Here is a 23,347-nt window from a genome sequence, read left to right on the forward strand (position 1 = left end):
ATGCGCATCCTGCTGACTGCAATCCTGGCCGTATCCCTGCTGGCCCCGGCTGCCGGGGCCGGCGCCGAGCAACTCCCGCAGAGCCCGCTCGGAAGCCGCAGCGTGCAGACCAAATACCCGAAGATCGTGCTTTTCTCCACCTCCTGGTGCCCCCATTGCCGGGCTGCAAAGGAATACTTCACCAGGAACAACATCCCCTTCATCAACAGGGATGTCGAGTTGGACAGTGCCGCCATGGAACTGGTCACCGGCAAGTACAAGAGCCAGGGGGTTCCGGTGATCGTGATAGGGGAGGACGCCAAGGTGCTAAAGGGCTTTGACCAGCCCCGCTTCGAGAAGGCGCTCGACGAGGTACGCAAGAAGAAATAACGGGCTGGATCAGCCGTCGGTAAGGGGGGAGCATCGTCGATGCTCCCTTTTTTTGTTCAATATTTTGGCCGCGGATAACATCTGAGCAAATCGGAGAGAGGCGAACGCTTCAGGCATAACCAAAGCGGCTGTTGCCTTACTCAGAAGTTCTCAGATTTTCTCCGTGGCCAAAGGTTCCGGTTCACATCTCAGTCGGTTCGTCCTCTGCCAGCAGGAAGAACAGGACCTGCACCAGTTTTGGATCGATATTGCAGCCGCTCATCCCCTTCATGGTCCACATGACCTCTTCACGGTTGAACCCCTTGCGGTAGGGGCGGTCCATGGTGAGCGCATCGCAGATGTCCGCCGTCGCGACGATCTGGGCCTCTATGGGGATCTTGCTGCCTTCCAGCCCGTAAGGGTATCCCTTGCCGTCGAAGCGCTCGTGGTGGTAAAGCACGATGTTCTGGACCGTCTTGGAGAGGTTCGCCTTTCTGACCACTTCGCATCCCCACTCAGGGTGCTTCATGACGATCTTGAATTCTTCCGGAGTCAGCGCTCGCTCGGCGTTGAGGATCGCCTCCGGGACGCCGATCTTGCCGCAATCGTGCAGCCAGCTCCCGTACCTGATCTCCTGCTGGACATCCTCCGGGACCCCCAGCTTCGCCGCGAGCCGGAGGGCCAAGGTGGCGACCCGGTCGCAATGTCCCTTTGTACAGGCGTCCTTGAGCTCGATGGTCTGCGCCAGCGAGTGCAGGATGAACTCGTCCTCCCGCTTGATGGCCTGCAGCACGCGGTAGCGGCGGATGCCGTCCTTGACGGCACGCAGCATCTCGGCCTTCTTCCAGGGCTTCAGGACGAAACGAAACACCTCGCCGCTGTTGATGGCGGCCAGCGTCGTGGAAAGGTCGGCGCTGCCGGTCATCATGATCTTGACGGTGTGGGGCGAAATCTCCTTGATGCGCGACAGTAGCTCGATGCCACGCATCCCGGGCATCTCGTTGTCCGAAACGACCACTGCGACCGACTGGTGCTCGACGATCTGCAGCGCCTCCATAGCGGAAGACGCGGTGAGAACCGTGAGTCCCCTGTTCTCGAAGAGCTCGCTGGTGTACGCCAGGTAGCTCTTCTCGTCGTCCACGAATAGCACCGTCTCGCGCTGTAGTTCCTTATTTTGCATGCGCTCTCTCCCAGCTACTCATTAAGTAGCCACGGTCTCCTTATCGGCATAATTCCCGCAAAGAAAAGGGAAAAAATAGCGCTGCCTAAAATTCTAATCGTTTTGAGGTGCTACGCCATGCCCCGGCTTGACATGGTAGGCTTAAGCGGTACCATCCAACGGTGAAACTGTCATTAAAACCGAGGCGGCTGCTCTCTTTTCAACGCAAGCGCCTCAGCTCCGGGTGGGACCGAAGCGAAGGAGGGACGATCATGCTGGTATCCAAGAGCTGGTACACCCTGGCCGAGGCGTGCGAGAAATTCGGCGTGGAGATGGAGCGTCTGCAGGTATGGATCGACGAGGGGGTGATCCGCACCGAGGAGGAGAGCGGCAAGGTGGTGCGGGTAAACGGCGACGATCTGGAACTGAAGATCGATGAGTTGACCGGGATCTAACTGTTTTTTGGTGAGAAAGCGGCCGGCGAGACTCAAGGTCGCCCCTTTGCTGCCGATAAGGATCTTGTGCGGCGCGTTTCATCCATACGCCGCACGAGTTCCATGCGGAGGTAGCCATGGGGGAGCTCTACGTACCCGTCAGCATAGAAAGCATCCAGGCGGATGTCTTCCCGGATGTCGCCCTTTACATAAAAAGCGGCGACAAGTACATCCTTTACAAGAGTCATGGCCGGAATTTCTCCAACCAGGATGCCGCGCGCCTGATGGAGAACAAGGTCGAATTCCTATTCGTGAGCCCGGCCGATCTCGAGGTGATCACCGCCTACATGGAGAGCAACGCCGAGCGTGTACTCAATGACGACACGCTGCAGGCAAAGATCAAGGGGAAGATCATCTACCAGACCTCCATAAACTTCGTGGGGGACATCTTCGAACACCCCGAGAAGGTTTCCGACTTCTCCCGCAGCCAGAGGATGGTCAAGAACCTCCTGCAGTACCTGTCCAGCGACCGGGACTCATTCCAGTCGCTGGAAAGCGTGATGACCCACAACTACTACACCTTCGTGCACAGCCTGCAGGTGACCGCCCTGTCCGTGCTGCTGCATTCGGAGGCCTACCTTCTTTCCCATGACGAGATGCTCGACGTCGGCATCGGGACCTTGCTGCACGACTTCGGCAAGGTCTTCGTCTCCCCTACCATCCTCAGCAAGGAGGGGAAGCTTACCCCGAGTGAGCTGGAGGAGTACCGCAGGCACCCCGAAGAGGGGTACCAGTACCTGAAGAAACACACCAAGCTCTCCGACATCTCGCTGGGGGTGGTGCGTTGCCACCACGAGCGCAACAATGGCAACGGCTACCCGCAGGGGCTGAAGGGGCCTGAGATTTCGCGCAGCGCCCAGGTGGCCGCCATCTGCGATGTCTACTGCACCCTGACCATAGACCGCTCCTGCCGCAAGGCACTCTCCTCGGCAATAGCCCTGCTGATCATGAAGCAGGAGATGAAGGGCTCCTTCAACGAGCGGTTGCTGGATGCCCTGGAGGGAATCGTCTGTACCGATAACCCGGCACAGTTCCTCTAGAGGCAACGGGCAATGGATGGACAGCGGGAACGGTGGAGGCTGCCCGTTCATGGCTATAGCTCCACGGGCAAGAGGGAGTCAACGCCCTGGCAAGGACGGCGGCAATTGCGTTCTAAAGGTATGGGCGAAAGTGACGAAGAAGTAGTGAAGGCAGGAAAATCGTAGTCAATTATCGACTCTCAATTGCGCAAAGGGGGGTGCCTTGAGCAACAGCATAACGTTCGAAGAGATCATGTTCACCATCATGTCGGCGACCCAGGATACCTTCAAGAGCTACATGAATACCGACATATACGCGGGCAAGGTGGAGAAAAAGATCAACCCGCTACAAAGCGACGTGGTGGGGATCGTGGGGGTGGCGGGAGACCGGGTCGGCTACATCATCTTCGCGACCGAGAAGGGGCCGGCGGAACAGATCGCCAAGGACCTCCTGATGCTGGACGAGGCTGACGACGAGGCGATCAGCGACGCGGTCGGCGAGGTGGCCAACAACATTGCCGGGGTCTTCAAGACCAAGTACCACGAGCAGTACAGCAGCGTGGCCCTGGGACTTCCCCTGGTTCTCTCCGGACGGCTGCGGCCGATGACCGATCCCCCCGAACAGTCCACCATGGACGGGAGCATGAGCGTGCAATGTAAGGGGGTCACCATCCCCTTCACCACCATGGATGGGAAGCTCCACTTCCGGGTCATGGTTTACATGTAGCTGACTAGGGCAACTACAGGGACTAGGGACTAGAAGAAACCAAAAGAAAGCCCCCGCTGCCATGACGGCACGGGGGCTTTCTTCCATCCAACGATGATTCTGCAGGGGCGAATAATCATTCGCCCCCCTCACTTCTGCAACTAAATTCCCAATTGCTTGAAGAAGTCGTTCCCCTTGTCGTCCACCAGGATGAACGCCGGGAAGTCCTCAACCTCGATCTTCCAGACCGCTTCCATCCCCAGTTCGGGGAAGTCGATGCACTCCACCTTCTTGATGTTCTCCTCGGCGAGGATCGCGGCCGGGCCGCCGATGGAGCCGAGGTAGAAGCCGCCGTGCTTCTTGCAGGCGTCGGTTACCTGCTGCGAGCGGTTACCCTTGGCGATCATGACCATGGAGCCGCCGTTGGCCTGGAGCAGATCGACGTAGGAGTCCATGCGGCCGGCGGTGGTGGGGCCGAAGGAGCCGGAGGGCTTTCCTTTCGGAGTCTTGGCCGGACCCGCGTAGTAGATCGGGTGGTTCTTCAGGTACTCCGGAAGCGGCTTGCCGGAGTCGAGGATCTCCTTGAACTTGGCGTGGGCGATGTCGCGGCCGACCACGATGGTGCCGGAGAGGAGCAGCGGGGTCGAGACCGGGTGCTTGGAGAGCTCGGCCAGGATGTCCTTCATAGGCTGGTTCAGGTTGATCCTGACGCCGTGTTCGTGCTTGCCGCGGAAACGCTCGGGGATGAGGCGCCCCGGGTTCTCGTCCATCTGCTCGACCCAGATCCCTTCCTTGTTGATCTTGGCCTTGATGTTGCGGTCCGCGGAGCAGGAAACGCCCATGCCGACCGGGCAGGAGGCGCCGTGACGCGGCAGGCGGATGATCCGCACGTCGTGGGCGAAGTACTTGCCGCCGAACTGGGCGCCGATGCCGGACTCCTGGGCCGCCTTCAGGAGCTCCGCTTCGAGGGCGAGGTCGCGGAAGGCCTGGCCGTGCTCGTTGCCGCTGGTCGGGAGCGCGTCGAGGTACTTGGCGCTGGCGAGCTTAACGGTTTTGAGGCAAGCCTCGGCGCTGGTGCCGCCGATGGCGAAGGCGAGGTGGTACGGCGGGCAGGCGGCGGTGCCGAGCGTCTTCATCTTGGCCACGAGGAACTTGATCAGGCTGTCCGGGTTGAGGAGCGCCTTGGTCTCCTGGTACAGGTAGGTCTTGTTGGCGGAGCCGCCACCCTTGGCCATGAACAGGAACTTGTACTCGGCACCCTTGGTGGCGTACAGATCGATCTGGGCCGGGAGGTTGGTCCCGGTGTTGGTCTCCTTGTACATGTCCAGGGCGACGGTCTGGGAGTAGCGCAGGTTCTCCTCGGTGTAGGTACGGTAGACCCCCTTGGAGAGGTACTCCTCGTCGTTGGCGCCGGTCCAGACCTGCTGACCCTTCTTGCCCATGACGATGGCGGTGCCGGTGTCCTGGCAGATGGGGAGTTCGAAGTTGGCCGCCACCTCAGCGTTTCTCAGGAAGGCGAGGGCAACACCCTTGTCGTTCTGGGAGGCTTCCGGATCGGTCAGGATCTTGGCGACCATCTCGTTGTGCTCAGGGCGGAGCAGGAAGGAGAGGTCCTTCATGGCGGCGTTGGCCACTACGGCAAGGGCCTCCGGAGCTACCTTGAGCACCTCCTGCCCTTCGAAGTTGGCGACCGAAACGTACTGCTGGGAGTCCGGGATGAGGCGGTACTTGGTGGTGTCCGGCCCGAGCGGGAAAGCTTCCTGGTACTTGAACTCTGGAGTTGCCATCGGTTCTGTTCTCCTTTGCGTGGGATTGATGGTGACTGGTATTCGTAACCGTGCGGACGGCACGGTAAAAAATGTATACACGATTCGCGGAATATATTGCAAAAGGCCAATTTTGTCGAGAGCTAAGTTTACTCGGGGAGTGTCTGCAAAGGTATTGGGGGAGGGGGCTGCGGTGCGTGCGCGGTGCCGGAAGGGTGGCGGGCCCCGCCAGAGACGGCGGGGCCCGGCCCTGGATCAGGACGGCTGGGCGAAGAGCCGCGACAGCGGCGGGGGAATCACCCGGTAGGGAGGCAGGGGCGGCGGGGCGCGAACCGGCTTGGGCAGCGCCGCAGAGACGAAGGTCGGATCGATCACCAGCCCGGTGCGAACGAAGTAGCTCATCTGCCTCTGGCCCAACAGGAAACTCTGCGGTGAGGTGACCGGGTCGATCAAAAAGCCATGGCTCACGTCCGGCTGGTCGAACTGGAAGTAACCCTCGCGCGGTCCGCTCGCCGCGACATCGCCGGCGGCCGGCTCGACCTTCGGGATCATGGTGCCGTCGGAGCGGGTCATCATGAAGGGGACGGGCACCCGGCCGGAGAGGTAGCTCACCTGGTCGAAACCGGGCGCCACCGCGAGGGCTTCCGGTGTCCCCAGCACGCCGCGCCCACCAAGGGCGTTACCCAGGTAACGGGTGCTCCAGTCGGGAATGACGAGGTCGCCGTTGGTCGGGCGCCCGCCGGCGTCGAAAGCCGTGCTGGTCGCCTCCTGGATCAACACCCGGCCGGAGAGCCTGGATGGGAGCGTGCTCCCGGTGCGCAGATCAGGCAGCGGCGTGGTCATGGTGGCGGGGTCGACCGGGTCGAACACCGACTGGGTGAGCTGGAAGAACTTGTTGTAGAGCGGGGTACCCGCCGCGATACCCTCCTGCGCCAGTCCGGCGTCGATGCTGGGGCCGAAAGCGACGCTGTCCTGCAAAAGGTAGGCGATGCGCGCGCCGGGGACGCTCAAGAGCCCCTTCATGTCGGCGTCGAGGGTGGCCTGGGTATAGGGAGGGGTGCCAGCCGCTGAGATGGTGGTGTTGCCTGCCAGGTAGTAGGCTCCCACGATGGCTCCGAGGCTCACGCCGACGAACTTGGGCTTCAGGGCCGGGTTTGGCGCGTTCCCACCCAAGGCGGCGAACCCTTGCGCCGCGAAGGCGGGGTTGAATGACGGGGTGGCCAGCACCAGTTCCAGCCGGTTCAGGTTGAAGGCGGCCTGCTGGACGTTGGTCCGGGCGGCAAGCGGCGCCCCCAGGGCGATGAAGTCTTCGCCCCAGACGGTGCCGGTAAGGTGACCCGGCAGGGCGAGCTCGCCGTGCAGCGGGAGATCGATGGCGACCACCGCGTACCCCACGGCGGTGAGCGTGCCGGCCACGGCGATCGCCTGCTCCTTGCTGCCGTTGATGGCGTGCTGGTAGATGGCCAGCGGCCATCCCCCCGCGGGAGGGGTGCCGGAGGGGGCGAAGTACACGAAGGGGACTTGGCGATCGGTGTAGTAAAACCCGGTGAGCTTGCCGGTGCCCGGGTCGCGGAAGGGGAGCAGCACGGCGCTCGCCGCGTTGTAACTGCCGAAGGCGAGGTTCTGGTTCATCGCCGGGTTGCTGCGCGCCACGACCGGGTTCATGGAGATGTCAGCGCTGGCGAAGCTCCCGGTGATCACGGCGCCCACGCTGGCCGGTGCCGAGGCGGGGATGCCGGTCCCGGCGAGAACCGCGCTCCAGTACGTTGCCGGTGCCAGGGTGCCGGTGACGGTGGCGATGTTGAGACCCGCGCCGAGCCAGCTCTTGCCTGCCAGGCCGCCGGGGAGGTCGCTGCCGGCGGCGAAGGCGCGCAGCGCGCTCTCCATCGGCACCAGGCTCCCGACCGGGTCCGCCGGATCGGCAGCCACGAAACCCGCCGCCGTCGTGTTGAAGCGCCCCAAAAGGACGATCTGGCTGCGGCTCGCCACACTGGTGACGGCCGGGGACGCGGTCAGGTCGTTCATGACCTTGGCGTAGCCGGCGAAGAGCACGTTGCCGCTGCCGTCGACGGTGTTGCCCCTGATCCGCTCGAGTGGCTCGAAAGGGCCCAGCAGGGGGAGCTCGGACTTCAACGCCGAGAAGTAGACCGAGCTGCTCACGGAACCGCCGGTGGCCGCGTCCTTGACCCGGTCGGTCACCAGGTAGAGGTAGCGGCTGCCAGGCTGGAGGGGGAACCTGGGGAAGAGAGAGACGTCGCTGCGTCCGGGGGCGTAGCTGAAGCTGAAATTGCCGGTCACGTCGCTGAAGCTGAGCGGGTTGTTCTCGGTCGCAGCGGGCGCCGCGCTGTCGGCTCCGATCCGGAACACCTTGATGTTGTCCGCGTTCACCGTGACGGGCTGCAGCGGCCGGGCGAAGCGGAGGTAAATGGGGGCGTTGACGCCGGCTACCGCGTTGGTCCCGCCGACTTCGTAACGGTTCACGTAGGCGAGCGCCTCCAACGGGTTCATGGGGCGGTTCGCCGGCCTCATGCCCACGGCTCCGGTGGCAGGGTCGGTGTACTGGGTGATCGGGTCCCGCGCCGTCGCAGTGGCGAGCACGTTGGGGAGGGGGATCTCGCTGGTCGTGGGATCGAAAAGGGCCGTATTGGGGCTGATCGACTGGCTCACCCCCGAGTCAGAGCCGCAACCGGCCAGGGTGAGGAGGAACAGCAGGGTGCCGAACAGGCGTTGCAGGTGCTGGGTCATGTGGTATCCTCCGCTGCCGGATGGGGGTCAGAACTTCAGGTTCAGGTTCGCTGCCAGTAGATAGGCGTCGCTCCTGAAGACGCCGTTGGCGCCGCGCAGGGTAGCCATGTCCTGGTTGTGCACCGTGCGATCCACGAAGTGCACCCACATGTAGGCGAGGTCGAGGGTCCCCAGCGTGTTGGCGATGCCGGCGCCCACCGAGAAACTGTGTCGGTCCGCGTCGGGGAGCAGCGGGTCCACGGTGTGGTCGGGGACGGGGGAATCGTCGAAGGAGTAGCCTGCGCGCAGGGCAAGCCGTGGATTGACCTCGTACTGCCCCCCGAACTTGTAGCTCCATACGTCACGCCAGTTCCGGAGTTCGGGCTGGTGGTTGAAGGAGGCGAATTCGGGGGAGTCGAAGTGGAACTCCAGCCGTTCGAAACTGCTCCATCCGGTGCGGGTGGCGTCGAATTCCAGGGTGAGCCGTTCCGTCGGCCGCCAGGCGACCGCGAAGTCAAGGGTGTCGGGAAGGGTGATGCTGGTCGAGGCGTCGCTGCTGGCGCGAGCCCTGGTGTAGGGGAAAAGGGCGGAATCGGCCAATCCGATGGCGCCCAACCCGGTCGGCGTGGTGGCCAGGAAGTTGGCTTCCCCGCGGATGTCGAGGGTGATTTTGCTGCGGTAGGCGAGGCCGAAGCTCAGGGCGCGGCGCGGCTTCCAGAGGAACCCGAGGTTGTACCCGAGGTCGGTTGCGGTGCCATCCAGCCCCAGCGAGCCCAACTCGTAGGCGCCGAAGGGGGGCACAGGTGCGGTGGGGTCGATGGCCGGCGAATAGAGCGATCTTTGCAGCGATACCTGCGCGTAGGTTATGTCGATCCCGGCGGCGACCCCGAGGTTCAAGGCGTCGAAACGGTAGGCGACGGTGGGCTGGAAGTTGATCGGTTTGATCGAGGCGATCTGGACCTGGTTGCGGAAGACGCTGGAGTCGTCCCAGGACTTGGACAAGGGATAGATCGCGTTGATGCCGAGGCCGAAGGAGAGGGGGAGGCCTTCCAGCGTGTAGCTCGCGTAGAAGTTGGGGGCGATGACGACGTCGCGCCTGGAGCGTTCCGTGACTACGGCGGTGCCGGTGTCCAGGGGCGGAGTGCCGGACAGGGGCGTGGTCCCCTGGAACTCGGTCTGGGGCACCATGATCCCTAACGCCCCGAGGTTCACCTGGATGCCCGGCAGAAAGGCGATGCCGGCCGGGTTGAAGTACAGGGCGCTCGGGTCATCGGCCTGGGCGGCGAAGGCGTTGCCCATACCCATCGCCTTGGCTCCCTGCTCGCTGACCTTGAAGCCGGCCCCATGACACACGCCGCGCAGCCCCGGGAGGGCGCAGAGGAGCAGAACGCACCACAACCATTTTCTCATTGGTGTCCCCCCTGCCGATCCTGCTGATATTCGGCCGCTACAAGCGTTGCCGCAAGTGGCAAGACCGCGTTAGCCATAGGATTTTGGCCCGAGGGGGACAGCGCGCCGGGAAGCGGCTGTCTGCATGTGAACCCCGAGGGATCGGCAATAATTAGCATTCGCTAATGCTACCGCCCGTGAGGTCGAAGTCAAGCGGGGTGGAGCCGGTGCTCAGTGCACGGTCTTCCCTTTCATCATCCCTTCCAGCATCCGGCGCAGGGCGTCCTCTTCTACGAAGCAGAACAGGGCGCTGTCGCCGAAGGCCACTTCCACGGAGCCCCTTCTCTTTTTCAGGGTAACCTCCACTTCGTGCACGCCGTTGCCCAGGAGCCCGTGGTAGACCTGCTGGAAGGATTTCCCGGTACGCAGGGCCTCCTTGCCCCGCATCTCGAAGTAAACCGCCTGGTCCAGCGCATCGTTGGTTAGGTAGATCATGGTGCACCTCCTGTTTTTCTACAGGAAATCATATGTGCGCGACAGAAAATGTCGCTACGCGTGAGCGGGGTGGACGCGGTGGCGCCGGGGACTGCCGGCGGGAGTGGAAAGGCTTGACAATCGACCCGAAAATGCGGATTTTGTGGCTCGGCTCGGAGAACGGCAGGGAAGGGGTGGGGGATGGAGTCCGATCGTGTCAAATGGGACCAGCGCTACAGCGGTCCGGAACATTTTTTTTCGCTGGCCCCCTCGCGTCTGCTGGCCGATTCGCTGGAGCGCATCCTGTTCCTGGTTCCGGGGAGGCGGGCTCTCGACCTGGCCTGTGGCGAGGGGCGCAACAGCATCTACCTGGCGCAGCACGGCTTCGATGCGACGGGGGTGGACATCTCGCCGCGGGGGCTGGAGCGCGCCAGAAGGCGGGCGGCCGAGGTCGGTGTCGCCGCGGAGTTCATAGAGGCTGACCTGGAGAGCTGGCGGCCGCAAGGGGGGTACGACCTGATCCTTAACTTCAACTTCCTTATGCGGGACCTGATCCCCTCGCTGGTGGAGGTGCTTGTCCCGGGAGGGGTGCTGCTCATGGAGACCATTCTGGACGCGCCGGGGGTGCCGGTAGAGCATCGCAAGGATTTCCTGCTGCAACCAGGTGAGTTGGGGCGGATCTTCGCGGGGTATGCCGGTAGGATACTGCTCCTGGAGGAAGACGTCGACGCGCCGGAGATGCCGGTGGCGCGGGTCATGTTTCAGAAGCAGGTTGAGGTCAAGGTTGAGGTTGAGGTTGAGGAAGTCTAGTAGGCCGACCGTGTCGCTTGAGCCCGGGCAAAAAGAAAGGCTGTGGTCGCAAGCCACAGCCTTTTTCTCAACCTTAACCTCAACCTGTTTCTACTTAGTTCCGACGTAGACGGTGGCGATGCCGCCGGTGAGATCGAAGTGGTGAACGTCCTTGAAACCAACCTGCTCCATCATCCCCTTGAACACTTCGCGGGAGGGAAACTCAAGGACCGAGTCGGGAAGGTACTGGTAGGCGCTGAACCGGGAGAAGGCGCCGCCGATCTTGGGGAGCACCTTCAGGAAGTAGAAGTGGTAGATGTCCTTGAACACGGGCATGGTCGGCGTGGAGAATTCGAGGATAACGATCTTGCCGCCGTTCTTGAGCACGCGGCGCATCTCGGTGAGCCCCTTGATCCGGTCCACGACGTTCCTGATGCCGAAGGAGATGGTGGCGGCGTCGAAGCTGCCGTCTTGGTACGGGATATCCTCGCAGGGGGCGACCTCGAGCGTGATGCGGCCGGCGTGGCGCGACTCCTGTACCTTGACGCGTCCCAGTTCGATCATCTCCGGGGTGAAGTCGATGCCGACGATGTTCACGGAAGTCGGGGTCTGGGCGGCTATCTCCAGGGCGACGTCGCCGGTGCCGGTAGCCACGTCCAGCACGAGCCCCGGACCGCGCAGACCGATCTTCCCCACCGCGAAACGACGCCAGCGGCGATCGATCCCGAGCGACAGGAGCCTGTTCAAAAGATCGTAGCGCGGAGCTATGCTCCCGAACATGGCGCGGATGCGCTCACCCTTTTCCGATAATGCGTACATATTTTCCTACCTTTTTGGCGCCCGAAATGCTATAAATTTTGACCGCTTCCCCACGCGGGAAGCCCTTTTGCAAGGCTTGATTTTTAGCACAAAGCGCCACGGCTTGCCAGCAAAAAGCGGCCCGCCCTGTTTTAACGCCGTCCGCCTAAGGCTCCCCGCCAGCGTCGTCCCCCAAGGAGGCCACCGTTGTTCCCGCAAATCAGGCCCCAGGATATCGCCGATATCCTGATCATGACCTTCCTGCTCTACCAGCTCTACAGCTGGTTCAAGAATTCCAAGGCACTCCAGGTCGTGTTAGGACTGTTGTTCCTCGGGGTGATTTACTTCGTCACCAAGGGGCTCGGGCTCTTCATGACCAGCTGGATCCTGCAGGAGCTGGGGACCGTGCTCCTGGTCCTGCTGATCGTGGTATTCCAGTCGGAGATCCGGCAGGCGCTGTACCGCCTGAGCCTTTTGCGCAACCTTTTCGAGCACCAGGAGAGCGTGGTACGGGTCGACCTCTTGGAGTTCTCGGCCACGGTCTTCTCGCTCGCCTCGCAGCGCATCGGAGCACTGGTCGTTTTCCAACGCGCGGAGCTCCTGGACGACCTGATCCTGCACGGGGTCCCCATGGACTCGCTGGTGAGCGGTTCCCTGGTCACCAGTATCTTCATGCCCGGCTCTCCGCTGCACGACGGAGCGGTGCTGGTGAAGGACGGCCGGGTCGCCCTCGCCTCCTGTCATCTCCCGCTGTCGGTAAGTGCCGAGGTGCCGCAGCACCTGGGTACCCGCCACCGCGCCGCACTCGGCCTTTCCGAGCGCTCTGACGCGGTTATCGTGGTGGTTTCCGAGGAGCGGGGCGAGGTCTCCCTCTCCCTGCAGGGGGAGCTGGAGGTGATGGCGTCGCAGGCGCAACTGCACGAGCGGCTCACCTCCCTGCTGCAGCCGTTATCCCGCGAGGAGCAGCGCGTGGGGATCTTCAAGCGGCTCTTCTCCAACTTCTGGCCCAAGGTCGCCATCTTCTGCGTGGTCGTGGTGAGCTGGCTTTTGATCACCTATCGCCAGGGCGAGATCCTGACGGTCACAGCGCCGGTTACCTTCCACAACCTCCCCGACAGCCTCACCCTGACCCGCAGCTACCCGGACGAGGTGGATCTGCAGCTAAAGTCCTTCTCCAACCTGGTGGGGTCGCCGAAGAATCTCGACATCGTGGTGGACCTGGACCTGTCCAAGGCAAAGGAGGGGAACAACAACATCCAGATCAGCAAGGACCTGATTCGGCTCCCCCCCGGCGTGGTGGTGGTGAACCTGGACCGCTCCCTGGTGCGGGTGACCGTGGAAAAGAAACAACCGAAGCCTTCCGCCCGCAAGCGCTAAGGCTTTGAAAACAAAGGGGGTGCTCTTCGGAGCAAGGCCAGGAAAGGTCATTAACGTTGACAGGGCGTGCCTTTTGTTATATAAATCGACGCACCCGCTTTTTTTTCTAAAACAATGAAGGAGGACTCATGATAAAAAGCCTGAAGCTCTTTACCCTGTGCATCGTCATGCTCTCCATACCTTCGCTCGCCTTCGCCGCAAAGACCCATCGTGTCAAAAAGCACGAAACCTTATACTCACTCGCCAAAAAATATAACGTCACCGTCGAAGAGCTGAAGGCCGCCAACAACCTGGTCGGCAACAGCGTGAAGCCGCGCGTGCTCCTGGTCATCCCGCCCCGTTCGGTATCCGAGGGGAAGAGCGCGTCGGCCGCCGCCGCCAAGGTGTACAAGGTTAAAAAGAGTGAGACCCTGTCCCGCATCGCCAAGAAGACCGGCGTTTCGGTTGCCGAGCTGAAGAGGCTGAACGGCCTTAGCAGCAGCAGGGTCAAGGCGGGAAAGGTGCTGGTACTGAAGGAGAGCGAGCCCGCGGACGAGCCGAAGGTGAAGGTCACCAAGAAGCTGCAGCTGCGCCACCCCGATCTTTTCAACGAGAAGGACTACGAGCAGAGCATTCAGGAACTTGCCTCGCTCGAACCGGAACGGCAGGTCGACCTCTCCAAGAGCACCGAACTCAAGGCTGACAGCATCAAGGAGCTCAAGAAATCCGCCTACGGCTTCCTTGGGACCCGCTACCGCTTCGGCGGGAGCTCGCGTTCCGGTATCGACTGTTCCAGCTTCGTGCAGCACGTGTTCAAGGAGCTGGAAGTCTCCCTGCCCCGTACCGCGCGCGAGCAGTTCGAAGTCGGGAACGCCGTGGCGCCGGGCGATCTGCAGAGGGGGGACCTGATCTTCTTCGCGACCTACGCCTCCTATCCTTCCCACGTCGGCATCTACCTCGGCAACAACAAGATGATCCACGCTTCCTCGCGCGACCGCAGGGTAGTGATCTCCTCCCTGAACACCTCCTACTACCGGTCGCGCTTCCTGGGCGCCAAGCGGATCGCCAAGGTCAACCCGGACGTCTTCAAGCTTGACGACCTGATCCTCGGCGTCGAGGAGGACAACTCCGAAAACTCGATGGAAGAGGATGGCCTCACCAGCAACTAACCTCCGGCACACGTTACCCTTCACGAATCCGGCCCTCGGGCCGGATTTTTTTATGAGCGCTGCATGAAGATTCTCCTGGCTTACAAATGCCACCCCCAAGGGGCGCGTGACCCCTTCACCTCGCTCTTGCCGGTCGGCCTGCTTTCCCTGAGCGCCGTGCTCAGGCAGGCGGGGCACCGGGTCACCCTGGCCAATCTCTCCCGCTCCTCCTGGAAGGAGGTGCGCGAACTCCTGCAGCGGCTCTCCCCCGAGCTGGTCGGCGTTTCGCAGTTCACCCATAACCGCTCGGAATCCATCCGCCTCGCCTCCCTCGCCAAGGAGTTCGACCCCGCCTGCTGCGTCGTCTTCGGCGGCCCGCACGCGACCCATTCCTGGCAGGAACAGCTGGAGCGGCACCGCGAGGTGGATGCCATCGTGCTGGGGGAAGGGGAGCAGACCCTGCTGGAACTGGTGCAGGCGCTGGTTGACGGGCGGCCGCTGTCGCAGGTGGCGGGAGTTGCCTGCCGGGAAGGGAAAGAGGCCGTGCTGGGACCGCCCCGCGCCGCCGTGGCCGACCTGGACCGGCTCCCCCTGGCCGCTGAAGACCCCGGCGAGACCATCGGCGTCGACCTGCGGCGCCAGCTCGAATTCGTGATCACCTCCCGCGGGTGCCCGGCCAGCTGCCTGTTCTGCTCTTCCCCTCTGTTTTGGGGGCGCGGCGTCCGTTTCCGCTCCCCAGCCTCGGTGGTGCAGGAGCTGCGGCTTTTGAAGGAGCGCTACGGGCTCATCTACTTCTCCTTCCGTGACGACACCTTCACCGCCAACCGTGCACGGGTGCTGGAGATCTGCCGCCTGATCGAGCAGCAGCGGCTGCACATCCTCTGGAACTGCCAATCCCGCGTCAACGCGGTGGACCAGGAGATGCTGGTGGCCATGAAGCGCGCCGGGTGCGAGTGCATCCAGTTCGGCGTGGAGTCGGGCTCGCCGGAGATGCTCAAGGCGCTGGGGAAGAAGATCCTGCCGGCGGACGTGGAGCGGGCGGCGACAGCGGCGCGCAAGGCCGGGATCAACCTCTCCGTCTACCTCATCACCGGGATTCCCGGGGAGAACGACGAGGACCTGCAGCAGACCGTGCGCCTGATCGACCGGATCCGCCCTCAGGACGGGCAGGTATCCCCCCTGGTGTATTACCCGGGAACCGAACTGCTGCAACGCGCGGTGCGGCGTCACGAGGTGACGTCCCATCTCTTCGACGAAGAGGAGGGGGAGGGGTTCCTGGTGCGCCGCGACCCCTTCGTGGAGCGCTCGCGCCAGTCCATACTGAAGGCGCTGCAAAAGGCGGGGAAAAAGGCCCGCTTCACCCGGACCGACTTCGCGGCCCAGCGGGAACTGGTGGGGTACAGCTTCGTGACCGAGCTGCTGCAGGCGGAAGCCCTGGAGCAGGAAGGGGACTGGGATGGGGCGGTCAGGCTCTGCCGTGGGATGACGAGGCAGGAGCCGGACAACCCTTGGGGCTGGCTTCAGTTGGCCGGCCTGCAGGAGCGTGCCGGCGACCTGGCCGGTGCGACGCGCTCCTACCAAAAACTTGCGCAGCTGGTTCCCCTGCACCTCCCCGCCTTCGTGGCCATGGGAGAATTGGCCCTGGCCCAGGGAGACCGTGCCGCGGCGGCACGTCACTATCAAAGGGCGCTGGAGCTCGACCCCTGTGACGAGGCGGCTCTCGAAGGCGCCGCACAGGCGGGAGCGGGGCGGGGCAAACCTGGCCACAAACCCGGGCGCGGGAAGTAAAGGGGCGCGATTATCAGGGGATAGCGGCATGCATCATTAAACGGACAAAAAAAGCGCCTCCCTTGCGGGGGGCGCCTTTTTTTATCCTTGCTGCGGGGTGGCTTACTTGTTGACGGCCAGGCCCGGTGCGAAGATGATCTTGTCGAAGGTGCGCTTCAGAGTCTTGCTCTGGAAGTTGATCATCGGCGGGGAATCCGGGAACTCAACGGTGTCGCCGACTTTCACCTTGGTCTGCATTGCTGCAACCCACAGCTTCTCGCCTTTCTCCTCGATCTGGACGTAGGTGTACCCGCCGGAGTCCATGGTCTCGAGGACCTTTCCTTTGTGACCTGCGCCCGGCTTCACTTCCTGCGGCTTCAGCCCTGCGTGCGGATCGGTGCCCGGGGCTGCTGCGGGCATCTGGCTTGCGGGCGCTGCAGCCGGTGCCTGCTGAGCAGGTGCCTGCGGTGCTTCTTCTTTTTTCTTGCAGCCGGCAGCTGCCACGGCAACGATTGCCAACATTACAACCAAAGTCTTCTTCACAGTGTCCTCCGTGTTGGATGGAATTAAGAAATTGACAACGCTCAAAAAAATAGCACAACCCCAGCTGACTTTACAACTAAAAAGTCTGGTATACATGCGCCCGTGGAGGCCCTAACGCCCTATGATTACTTCCCCTGTGTCGGTTATCAGGCGCGCCGGGAGCTCGAACACCCTCTTGAAGATGTTGAAGACCCCCTTGGCGAGCGACTTCACCGGTACCGCCGTGACTTGCGGGTCCTCGATGTGCCCCTTCGCCTCAAAATAGGTGGTTATGAGGGACTTGTCCTTCCCGGTCAGGATCCATCCGAAGATGGGGATCTTGCTCACCACCTTGTCCACCGTCTGCAGCGGCTGCACCCCGACGTTCAAGTCGAGCTCGTCTTTCACGAGGTCCACTTTCCCCACCGCCGATATGTTCATTGCGTTGCTGTCCACGAACAGGTTCTGGGTCGTGGCGACCCCGTTGTTGAAGGCGATGTCCCCGGTGATCTTGTTGAAGGGCATCCCTCCCGAGACCATGTCGGGGAGCTGTCCCTTGAAGAGCTGCGACACGTTCAGGATGGAGAAGATCTTCGAGAGGGTGGAGAACTTCCTGATGCTGCCGCGCTCGATCCTGAGCTTCACGTTCCCCTGGATGCTCCGCTTGAAGTCGGCAGCGCTCTCACCGCGCACGGCCAGGTCGCCTTGCAGGGACATGGCCCCGGTGACCTCCTGCTTCTTCACCCCCAACGAGTGCAACAGCGCGGCCGCCGAGACCTTTTGCACCGTGCAGGAGAGCGTGTGGCGCGCCGGCGCTGCGAGGTCGCTGCGCAGCCTGCCGGTGACCTCCCCCTCGAAGGAGCTGAACCCGAATGGGAGCAGCTGCAGTACGTGGTTTTCGTAGAAGACGCTGGTCCTTAGGTGCTGGAACGGGAAGTCCTTGAGCTTTCCCTCCGCCGCGGTCAGGTGGGCCCTCAGGGTGAGGTGGTTCTCTCCGCCGGGCCCGCCGAACAGCGGCATCAGGTCGTCGGGGTTCAGGTAGGAAGCGGCGACCACCAGCTCCGCCAGTGGGTGCTGCAGGTCCTTGACGCTTCCCTTAACCTGGAGCGATGTCTTGCCCAGCGAACCGGAGAGGGAGGTTATCTGCAGGTTGTCCTTTTGGTAGGTGAGGTTCCCCTGCACCCTCTCAACCCGCACCGGGGCGCCGCCGTTGGCGAAGCCTATGTCGGCGGGATCCACCGAGGGAGAGCTGAAGACGAGCTGCCAGCTGGGGTTCTGCAGCCCGGTCAGGACGCCCCGCCCGCTGATGCTGGTGCTGCCGAGCCTCACCTGGAGCTGCGAGGTCTCGAAGGTCTCGCCGTTCACCTTCACCGTGCCGTTCACCCCGGTCAAAGGCTTGATCTTCTCCCCCGGTTTCAGGGTCACCCCGGAGAGCCCCACGTTGCCGCTCCATGTGAGCCGGTCCATGTCGGGGCCGCCGGCGTGCAACAGGAGCTGGACCACCCCGGTGGGGTGGTATTTCTTCACCATGGGGACCAGCTGCCCGACCTCGGTGCTCTGGAATGGGTTGGTCCTTATCTCGAACGTCACCGGGCCGTCGTACCGGCTCACCGCGGTGGCCGAGAGGGACGCGGGGGGGAGCTGGTAATGCAGCGAAGTGATCCGGAACTGCTCCTTGTCGAAGTCCATGCTGAAGGATACGCTGTTGGTGCGTCCGGCTGGTTTGGCGACCAGGTCCTTGAAGCTGTACGAGGCCGTGGTGAGGTCGCTGTCGCCGGAGAGCCGGTAGAGCGCGGTCCCTCCCTCACCCTTCAGGTTCAGGATCGAGTTGGTGGTGAAGGAGCCGATTCCCTTCCCCAGCAGCCAGACCACTTCCGGCTGCCTCGGTTGGACCTTCGCTGTGAATGGGTACTGGCACGGGTGGTCGAGCGGGTAGTCGGTGATGCGCCCTTCCAGGGCAAGGGGCGAGGTGCCGAAGCGTCCCGTCATCCCCTTCAGGAAGAAGTCCTTGCCGGCAAGCTCCAATTGCCCCTTGATGCCGCTGAAGACCGGTATGCCGGAGCCGTAGTTGACCACCCCTTCCTCCACGTGCGCCTTGATGTAGAGGACGTTGTAGTTCTGCCCCCGCTCCATGTGCAGGATCTGGCTCACCCGCCCGTCCAGGCGTCCCTGGTCCAGCCGGTATACCCCCCCCGTGATCTTCTGCTCGATGAAATGCGCCGTGTCGTCGACGATGATGCCGTAGGGGATGTACTGCCGGTAGTCGCGCAGGTTGAAGCTGTTGCTGCTGGCGCTGGCGGTGATGCGCAGGTCGCCGGAGTGCAGGTCCGAGAGCTTAACCTTCCCGTTCACCTTGAAGCCGTCCAGGTCGGCCTTCACGTGATCGATCTCGAGGTTGCGCTCGGTGAGTTCCAGGGAGCAGGACCCCTTGAAGGACTTCGGCGTGAGCCTCGCGTGGAACACCTGGGGATAGTCGAGGTTCATCCTGGTGAAGCGGAACTCGGTCTTCCCCTTGAAGGCGTTCAGGTGTCCCTTGAGGCTGGCCTCCAGTTCCAACTGGCCGGATAGGCTTTTAAACGGGACAAAGCGGCTGTAGTAGGGCCAGAAATGGCCGACGTCGATGGGGCCGGTCTTGATCTTGCCATGCACCGGCATGGCTGCCAACGGTGCCCCGGCTGCCGGGATCCCCGCGACGCCGGAGAGGTGGATGGGGACCTTGCTCCTGCCCGAGAGGAGCTGGCCGTCGAGCTTGAAGTCGCAATCCCTGCCGCGGGTGATCCGGCTCAGGAAGAGGTCCGTGTCGGAGAGTTCGGTGATCAGCGGCTGCTCCGCGAAGGCGTAGTCGGTGAACCGGATCTGGGCCTTCTTAAGCTCGACGCCGCGGATCCCCGGGGCCTCGCCGCCGCTGGGGGTGAGGAGGTCGGCGATGTTTAAGACCCCTTGTCGGTCGCGCCACAACCTCAGCGTGGGGCGTTCCAGCTCGATCCGGGAGAGCACGAGTTCACGGCGCAAAAGAGGGAGGATGGCGATCCTGACCGTGAGCCGATCGGCGGTGGCGAACTCGGTGGTCCCGTCCTTCTCCTTGATGGTGACTCCGGTGAAGGTGAAGGCGGGGGTGAGCCGCATGGTGAACGCGCCGGTCTGGTACTGCAGGTCCCGTTTCAGCGAGGTTTTCACCTGCGCCAGGATCTCGGACTTGTAGGTGTCGAGGTCGAGCAGGCGGGGGAGGAGGCTCACCCCGAGGACGACGACGGTCAGTATGGTGGCCAGAAGCGGCAAAAGCCAGGCCCGAATCTTTTTAAGAGGCATAAGCTATCTCTGCAGGGAAGCCGGCGTCGGCACGCCCGATCTCAACCTGTCCGCTAGGATCTTCATTTTGGTCTCGATTCGAGGTTCAACCTCGACCTTTACCTCGACCCGAAGTTCATGCATCGGCCGGGAGCTCGATGATGAAGCGGCTCCCCTTGGGGTGGTTCTCCTTGGCACGGATGAAGCCGTGGTGGTCGGAGATGATGGTGTTGACGATGGCAAGGCCAAGGCCGGTGCCGCTCTTCTTCCGGGAGAAGTACGGCTCGAAGAGCCGGGGGCGGTCCTCGGCGGCGATACCGTGGCCGGTGTCGGAGACGGTGAAGGTGGCCATCTTGAGGGTGCTGTCGTAGCAGGTGGCGAGCTCGATCTCTCCCTCCCCCTCGATGGCGGCCACCGCGTTGTCCAAAAGGTTGATCACCACCCGCTTGATCTGGTCCCGGTCCAGCATGATGGGGGGCATCTTGTCGTCCGTGTTGAGGGTGAAGCGGATGTGGCGGTGCGCCTCCACATAGAGGGTGAGCGCCTCCTTGAGGATGTCGTTCAGGTCGTTGGGCTTGGGGACCGAGGCCGGCATGCGGGCGAAGTTGGAGAACTCGTTCACCAGCCCCTTCAGCTCGTCCACCGACTTGATGATCATGTTGGTGCACTGGTCGAAGACCTCTTCCTCACCCTCGAAGCGCGAGAGGTAGCGCTTTCTCAGCCGCTGCGCCGAGAGCTGTATCGGGGTGAGCGGGTTCTTGATCTCGTGGGCGATCCTGCGGGCCACCTCGCGCCATGCCGCCATCCGCTGCGCCTTGATCAGCGAGGTGAGGTCGTCCAGCACCACCACCATCCCCATGAAGGCGTCATTCTCGTCCTTGAGGACGGTCAGGTTGGTGAGAAGCGTCAGCTCGCCGTCGCGCATAGGGATGGTGACCTGGCGCACGATGGCGTCGTGCTTGTCGAGCACCATGTCGCGCAGGAGCCCCTTGACGATGTCCAGGTGCTCGACCTGCAGCACCTCGCGGAAGTTCTTGCCGGTGACCTTGTCGCTGTTGATCAAGAGAAGCTTCTCGGCCGACTTGTTCACCGTGGTGAGGAGCCCGTCCTTGTCCACCGAGATGATGCCGGCGGTGACGTTGGCCAGCACCGCCTCCATGTAGCGGCGCCGCTGCTCCAGTTCCAGGTTGCTCTTTTGCAGTTCCTCGTTGGTGTGCTGCAGGGCGAGCTGGTTCTCGCGCAGGTCCTCGGTCATCCGGTTGAAGGAGGCGATCAGCATGCCGATCTCGTCGCCGCCCCCCTCGCCAAGGTGCACGTCCAGGTTCCCCTCGGCCACCTGGCGGGTCGCCTCGGCCAGCTCCTGGATCGGAATGGTGAGGCTGCGGGCCAGGTAGACCCCGAACCAGACCGCGAGGAAGACGATCACCATGGTGATCAGGAACAGGGTCAGGATGTAGCCGGTGGCGATCGGGTGCTTCAGGATCTTCAGCTGGCGGAATTCGTGGTAGGAGGCGGAGATCTCCCGCATCTTGGAGACCAGGGAGTAGGGGACGTAGTAGTTGACCACGATGACCCCGACCACGTCGTTGTCGTTGAAGTTGCTCCGGATCGGGACGATGCCGCGGATCAGGTCGGCCTTGCCGATGGCGTTGACCCGGGTCAGCTTCTGCCCGGCGAGCCCCACGTTGATGTCCTCGGAGGAGGGGTTGGTGAACTCGCCCAGGGGGAGCTTGGGGTTCCCCGCGCGGAACAGCTCCTCGCGCTGCGCCGAGAAGACCTCGACCACCCCCAGGTTGTACTCCTTCTGCTTCTGGCGCACCAGGGCCTTCAACTGGGGGAGGTTCTCCTCGTTGAGGAGCTTTCTCTCCTTGATGGCGTCGCTGATCTGCTCGCCGTAGTAGAGCGCGTTGGCGGCCGAGGTCTTGTAGTAGACCTGCGCCACCTCCATGGACTCGTTCAGGGAGGTTTCCACCTGCTTGTTGAACCAGTTCTGGATGCTGTTGGTGATGAAGCCGGCGGAAACGAAGAACAGGAGCATGGTCGGCACCAGCGACAGGGTGACGAAGGCGAGCACCAGCTTGGTGCGCAGCTTGGCCCCCGGCGTGTTCTTGCGCCGTTCCAGGAAGAGCTTGGTGATGTTCCTGAACACCAGGTAGACCAGCAGGATGATGAGCAGGATGATGACGTTGATGATGGCGAAGATGACGATGTTGCTCCCCATCGGCACCTCGGAGGAGAGGCGCGACAGGTGGATCTCGAGGTAGGTGAGGAGCACGATCGAGAGCAGCGACACGCAGACGATGATCGCCTCGCGCTTGCGCTTGCGGATCTCTCCGGCGGGCAGTTCGGCACCCTGGGTGTGCGGGGGGAGCCCCCCTTTTGGGTCGGACATCGGCATCAGGCCACTCTATACGAACGGGTGAACAGTTTCAAGCAGTTCCATCCTCCACGGGTACGAAAAAAGCAGCCCCCGGAGGAGCTGCTTCGTGTTTTTTCTTAACCTCAACCTTAAACTCAGCCTGTTGTTAAGCCTCCAGCCAGGACAGTTCGGGCAGGGCGAGGTTGAAGGGGGCGTTGAAGGCCTGCGGGGTGAACTCGATCAGGGTGTAGCAGTCGGGGCGCTTCAGGAGCTCCATGACCAGTTTGTGGTTCAGGTCGTGGCCGGACTTGGTGGCCTTGACGTGCCCGATCAGCCGGTGACCGGCGAGGGAGAGGTCGCCCACCGAGTCGAGGATCTTGTGGCGCACGAACTCGTCCTGGAACCTGAGCCCTTCCGGGTTCAGCACGCCCTGGTCGCCGATCACCACCGCGTTCTCGAGGGAGCCGCCCAGGGCCAGGCCGTGGGCCTTCATCATGTCGACCTCGGCCAGGAAGCCGAAGGTGCGGGCGGCGGCGTACTCGCCGGTGAAGCTGGCCTGGCTGAACTCGAAGGAGCGGAACTGGCTCTTCACGGCCGGGTGCGCGAACTGCATGTCGAAGGAGATCTTGTAGTGGCGCGACGGGATGATGGAGGCCTTCTTGTCGCCTTCGGTAACGGAAACCGGCTTCTTGATCACCAGGTACTTGCGCGGCTTCTTGGACTCCTTGATGCCGGCCTTGACGATGGCCGCCACGAAGGGGGCGGCGCTGCCGTCCATGATCGGGACTTCCGGGCCGTTGATGTCCACGTGGGCGTTGTCGATGCCGCAGCCGTACAGGGCCGCCATGAGATGCTCTATGGTGGAAACGCTTGCCTCGCCGCGGCCGATGGTGGTGGAGAGCCTGGTGTTGACCACGTTCTGCGCGTGCGCTTCTATGGAGACAGCCGGGGTGAGGTCAACCCTGTGGAAGACGACGCCGGTGCCGGGCTCGGCCGGACGCAGCGTGATGGTGATCGTCTTGCCGGAGTGCAGGCCGATGCCGCTGAAGGTTACCTTGTTGCCCAAAGTCTGTTGGAATATCATCTGCTTGCTCCTGATAGTCAGTATGCTTACTATTAAGCAAATAATGCGCCAACGGCGGGCGGGTGCTTCTCATTGGAAAAAAGCGTGCTGCTTCGGGTGTGTAGACGGGATCGGTTCGGGGATGGGGGCGGGGAGGGGGTGTGGCGATTTTGCGCCT

The 23,347-nt window shown here is 62.7% G+C and carries 18 protein-coding genes; 8 read left to right on the forward strand and 10 right to left on the reverse strand.

Going from position 1 to position 23,347, the window contains the following annotated elements; translation table 11 throughout:
* Positions 1-369, forward strand: coding sequence for a glutaredoxin domain-containing protein (locus KOM00_RS16295; RefSeq protein WP_216499994.1), 369 nt, complete (start codon positions 1-3; stop codon positions 367-369).
* A 181-nt stretch (positions 370-550) separates the two neighbouring features.
* On the opposite strand, the gene KOM00_RS16300 is transcribed toward KOM00_RS16295, so the two are convergent.
* Complete coding sequence (locus tag KOM00_RS16300; RefSeq protein WP_216499995.1) at positions 551-1,528, reverse strand: HD domain-containing phosphohydrolase; 978 nt, start codon at positions 1,526-1,528, stop codon at positions 551-553.
* A gap of 251 nt (positions 1,529-1,779) precedes the next feature.
* On the opposite strand from KOM00_RS16300, the gene KOM00_RS16305 reads away from it, so the two are divergent.
* From KOM00_RS16305 to KOM00_RS16315, 3 genes are all read left to right on the forward strand, one after another.
* A complete protein-coding gene (locus KOM00_RS16305) occupies positions 1,780-1,962 on the forward strand; it encodes a MerR family transcriptional regulator (protein ID WP_216499996.1) in 183 nt (60 codons plus the stop codon).
* 116 nt (positions 1,963-2,078) lie between these two features.
* A complete protein-coding gene (locus tag KOM00_RS16310) occupies positions 2,079-3,041 on the forward strand; it encodes an HD-GYP domain-containing protein (protein ID WP_216499997.1) in 963 nt (320 codons plus the stop codon).
* A gap of 202 nt (positions 3,042-3,243) precedes the next feature.
* Positions 3,244-3,747, forward strand: a complete 504-nt coding sequence (locus KOM00_RS16315) for a chemotaxis protein CheX (protein ID WP_236027028.1) — start codon at positions 3,244-3,246, stop codon at positions 3,745-3,747.
* A gap of 140 nt (positions 3,748-3,887) precedes the next feature.
* Here the strand turns inward: KOM00_RS16315 and KOM00_RS16320 are convergent, their stop codons facing one another.
* From KOM00_RS16320 to KOM00_RS16335, 4 genes are all read right to left on the reverse strand, one after another.
* The gene (locus KOM00_RS16320) at positions 3,888-5,513 is read right to left on the reverse strand and encodes a fumarate hydratase (RefSeq protein WP_216499998.1); all 1,626 of its coding nucleotides are present in this window, start codon (positions 5,511-5,513) and stop codon (positions 3,888-3,890) included.
* 234 nt (positions 5,514-5,747) lie between these two features.
* Entirely contained in the window at positions 5,748-8,237 is a 2,490-nt protein-coding gene (locus tag KOM00_RS16325) for a hypothetical protein (RefSeq protein WP_216499999.1), read from the reverse strand.
* Between the two features lie 27 nt (positions 8,238-8,264).
* Positions 8,265-9,626: an OmpP1/FadL family transporter gene (locus KOM00_RS16330; RefSeq protein ID WP_216500000.1), complete on the reverse strand. Its 1,362-nt coding sequence runs from the start codon at positions 9,624-9,626 to the stop codon at positions 8,265-8,267.
* Between the two features lie 210 nt (positions 9,627-9,836).
* On the reverse strand, positions 9,837-10,100 hold the full coding sequence (locus tag KOM00_RS16335) for a hypothetical protein (RefSeq protein ID WP_216500001.1): 264 nt from the start codon (positions 10,098-10,100) through the stop codon (positions 9,837-9,839).
* Between the two features lie 180 nt (positions 10,101-10,280).
* Between KOM00_RS16335 and KOM00_RS16340 the strand changes: the two genes are divergently transcribed.
* Entirely contained in the window at positions 10,281-10,889 is a 609-nt protein-coding gene (locus tag KOM00_RS16340) for a class I SAM-dependent methyltransferase (protein WP_216500002.1), read from the forward strand.
* A 90-nt stretch (positions 10,890-10,979) separates the two neighbouring features.
* Here the strand turns inward: KOM00_RS16340 and ubiE are convergent, their stop codons facing one another.
* Positions 10,980-11,687 carry a bifunctional demethylmenaquinone methyltransferase/2-methoxy-6-polyprenyl-1,4-benzoquinol methylase UbiE gene (gene ubiE / locus KOM00_RS16345; RefSeq protein WP_216500003.1) on the reverse strand — a complete coding sequence of 236 codons (708 nt, stop codon included), beginning with the start codon at positions 11,685-11,687 and terminating at the stop codon, positions 10,980-10,982.
* A gap of 186 nt (positions 11,688-11,873) precedes the next feature.
* Between ubiE and cdaA the strand changes: the two genes are divergently transcribed.
* The 3 genes from cdaA (at position 11,874) to KOM00_RS16360 (ending at position 15,958) form a co-directional block, all read left to right on the forward strand.
* Entirely contained in the window at positions 11,874-13,043 is a 1,170-nt protein-coding gene (gene cdaA / locus KOM00_RS16350) for a diadenylate cyclase CdaA (protein WP_216500004.1), read from the forward strand.
* Between the two features lie 128 nt (positions 13,044-13,171).
* The gene (locus KOM00_RS16355) at positions 13,172-14,191 is read left to right on the forward strand and encodes a C40 family peptidase (protein ID WP_216500005.1); all 1,020 of its coding nucleotides are present in this window, start codon (positions 13,172-13,174) and stop codon (positions 14,189-14,191) included.
* Between the two features lie 63 nt (positions 14,192-14,254).
* On the forward strand, positions 14,255-15,958 hold the full coding sequence (locus KOM00_RS16360) for a B12-binding domain-containing radical SAM protein (protein ID WP_216500006.1): 1,704 nt from the start codon (positions 14,255-14,257) through the stop codon (positions 15,956-15,958).
* Positions 15,959-16,060: 102 nt separating this feature from the next.
* Here the strand turns inward: KOM00_RS16360 and KOM00_RS16365 are convergent, their stop codons facing one another.
* The 4 genes from KOM00_RS16365 to lpxC form a co-directional block, all read right to left on the reverse strand.
* On the reverse strand, positions 16,061-16,480 hold the full coding sequence (locus KOM00_RS16365; RefSeq protein WP_216500007.1) for a hypothetical protein: 420 nt from the start codon (positions 16,478-16,480) through the stop codon (positions 16,061-16,063).
* Positions 16,481-16,591: 111 nt separating this feature from the next.
* Positions 16,592-19,768 (reverse strand): YhdP family protein, encoded by a 3,177-nt coding sequence (locus tag KOM00_RS16370; RefSeq protein WP_216500008.1) that lies wholly within the window; start codon positions 19,766-19,768, stop codon positions 16,592-16,594.
* A gap of 115 nt (positions 19,769-19,883) precedes the next feature.
* Positions 19,884-22,145: a sensor histidine kinase gene (locus KOM00_RS16375; RefSeq protein ID WP_216500009.1), complete on the reverse strand. Its 2,262-nt coding sequence runs from the start codon at positions 22,143-22,145 to the stop codon at positions 19,884-19,886.
* A 127-nt stretch (positions 22,146-22,272) separates the two neighbouring features.
* Positions 22,273-23,190, reverse strand: a complete 918-nt coding sequence (lpxC, locus tag KOM00_RS16380; RefSeq protein ID WP_216500010.1) for a UDP-3-O-acyl-N-acetylglucosamine deacetylase — start codon at positions 23,188-23,190, stop codon at positions 22,273-22,275.
* Positions 23,191-23,347: the final 157 nt, after the last annotated feature.

The organism is Geomonas diazotrophica (assembly GCF_018919385.1).
Taxonomy (GTDB): Bacteria; Desulfobacterota; Desulfuromonadia; order Geobacterales; family Geobacteraceae; genus Geomonas; species Geomonas diazotrophica.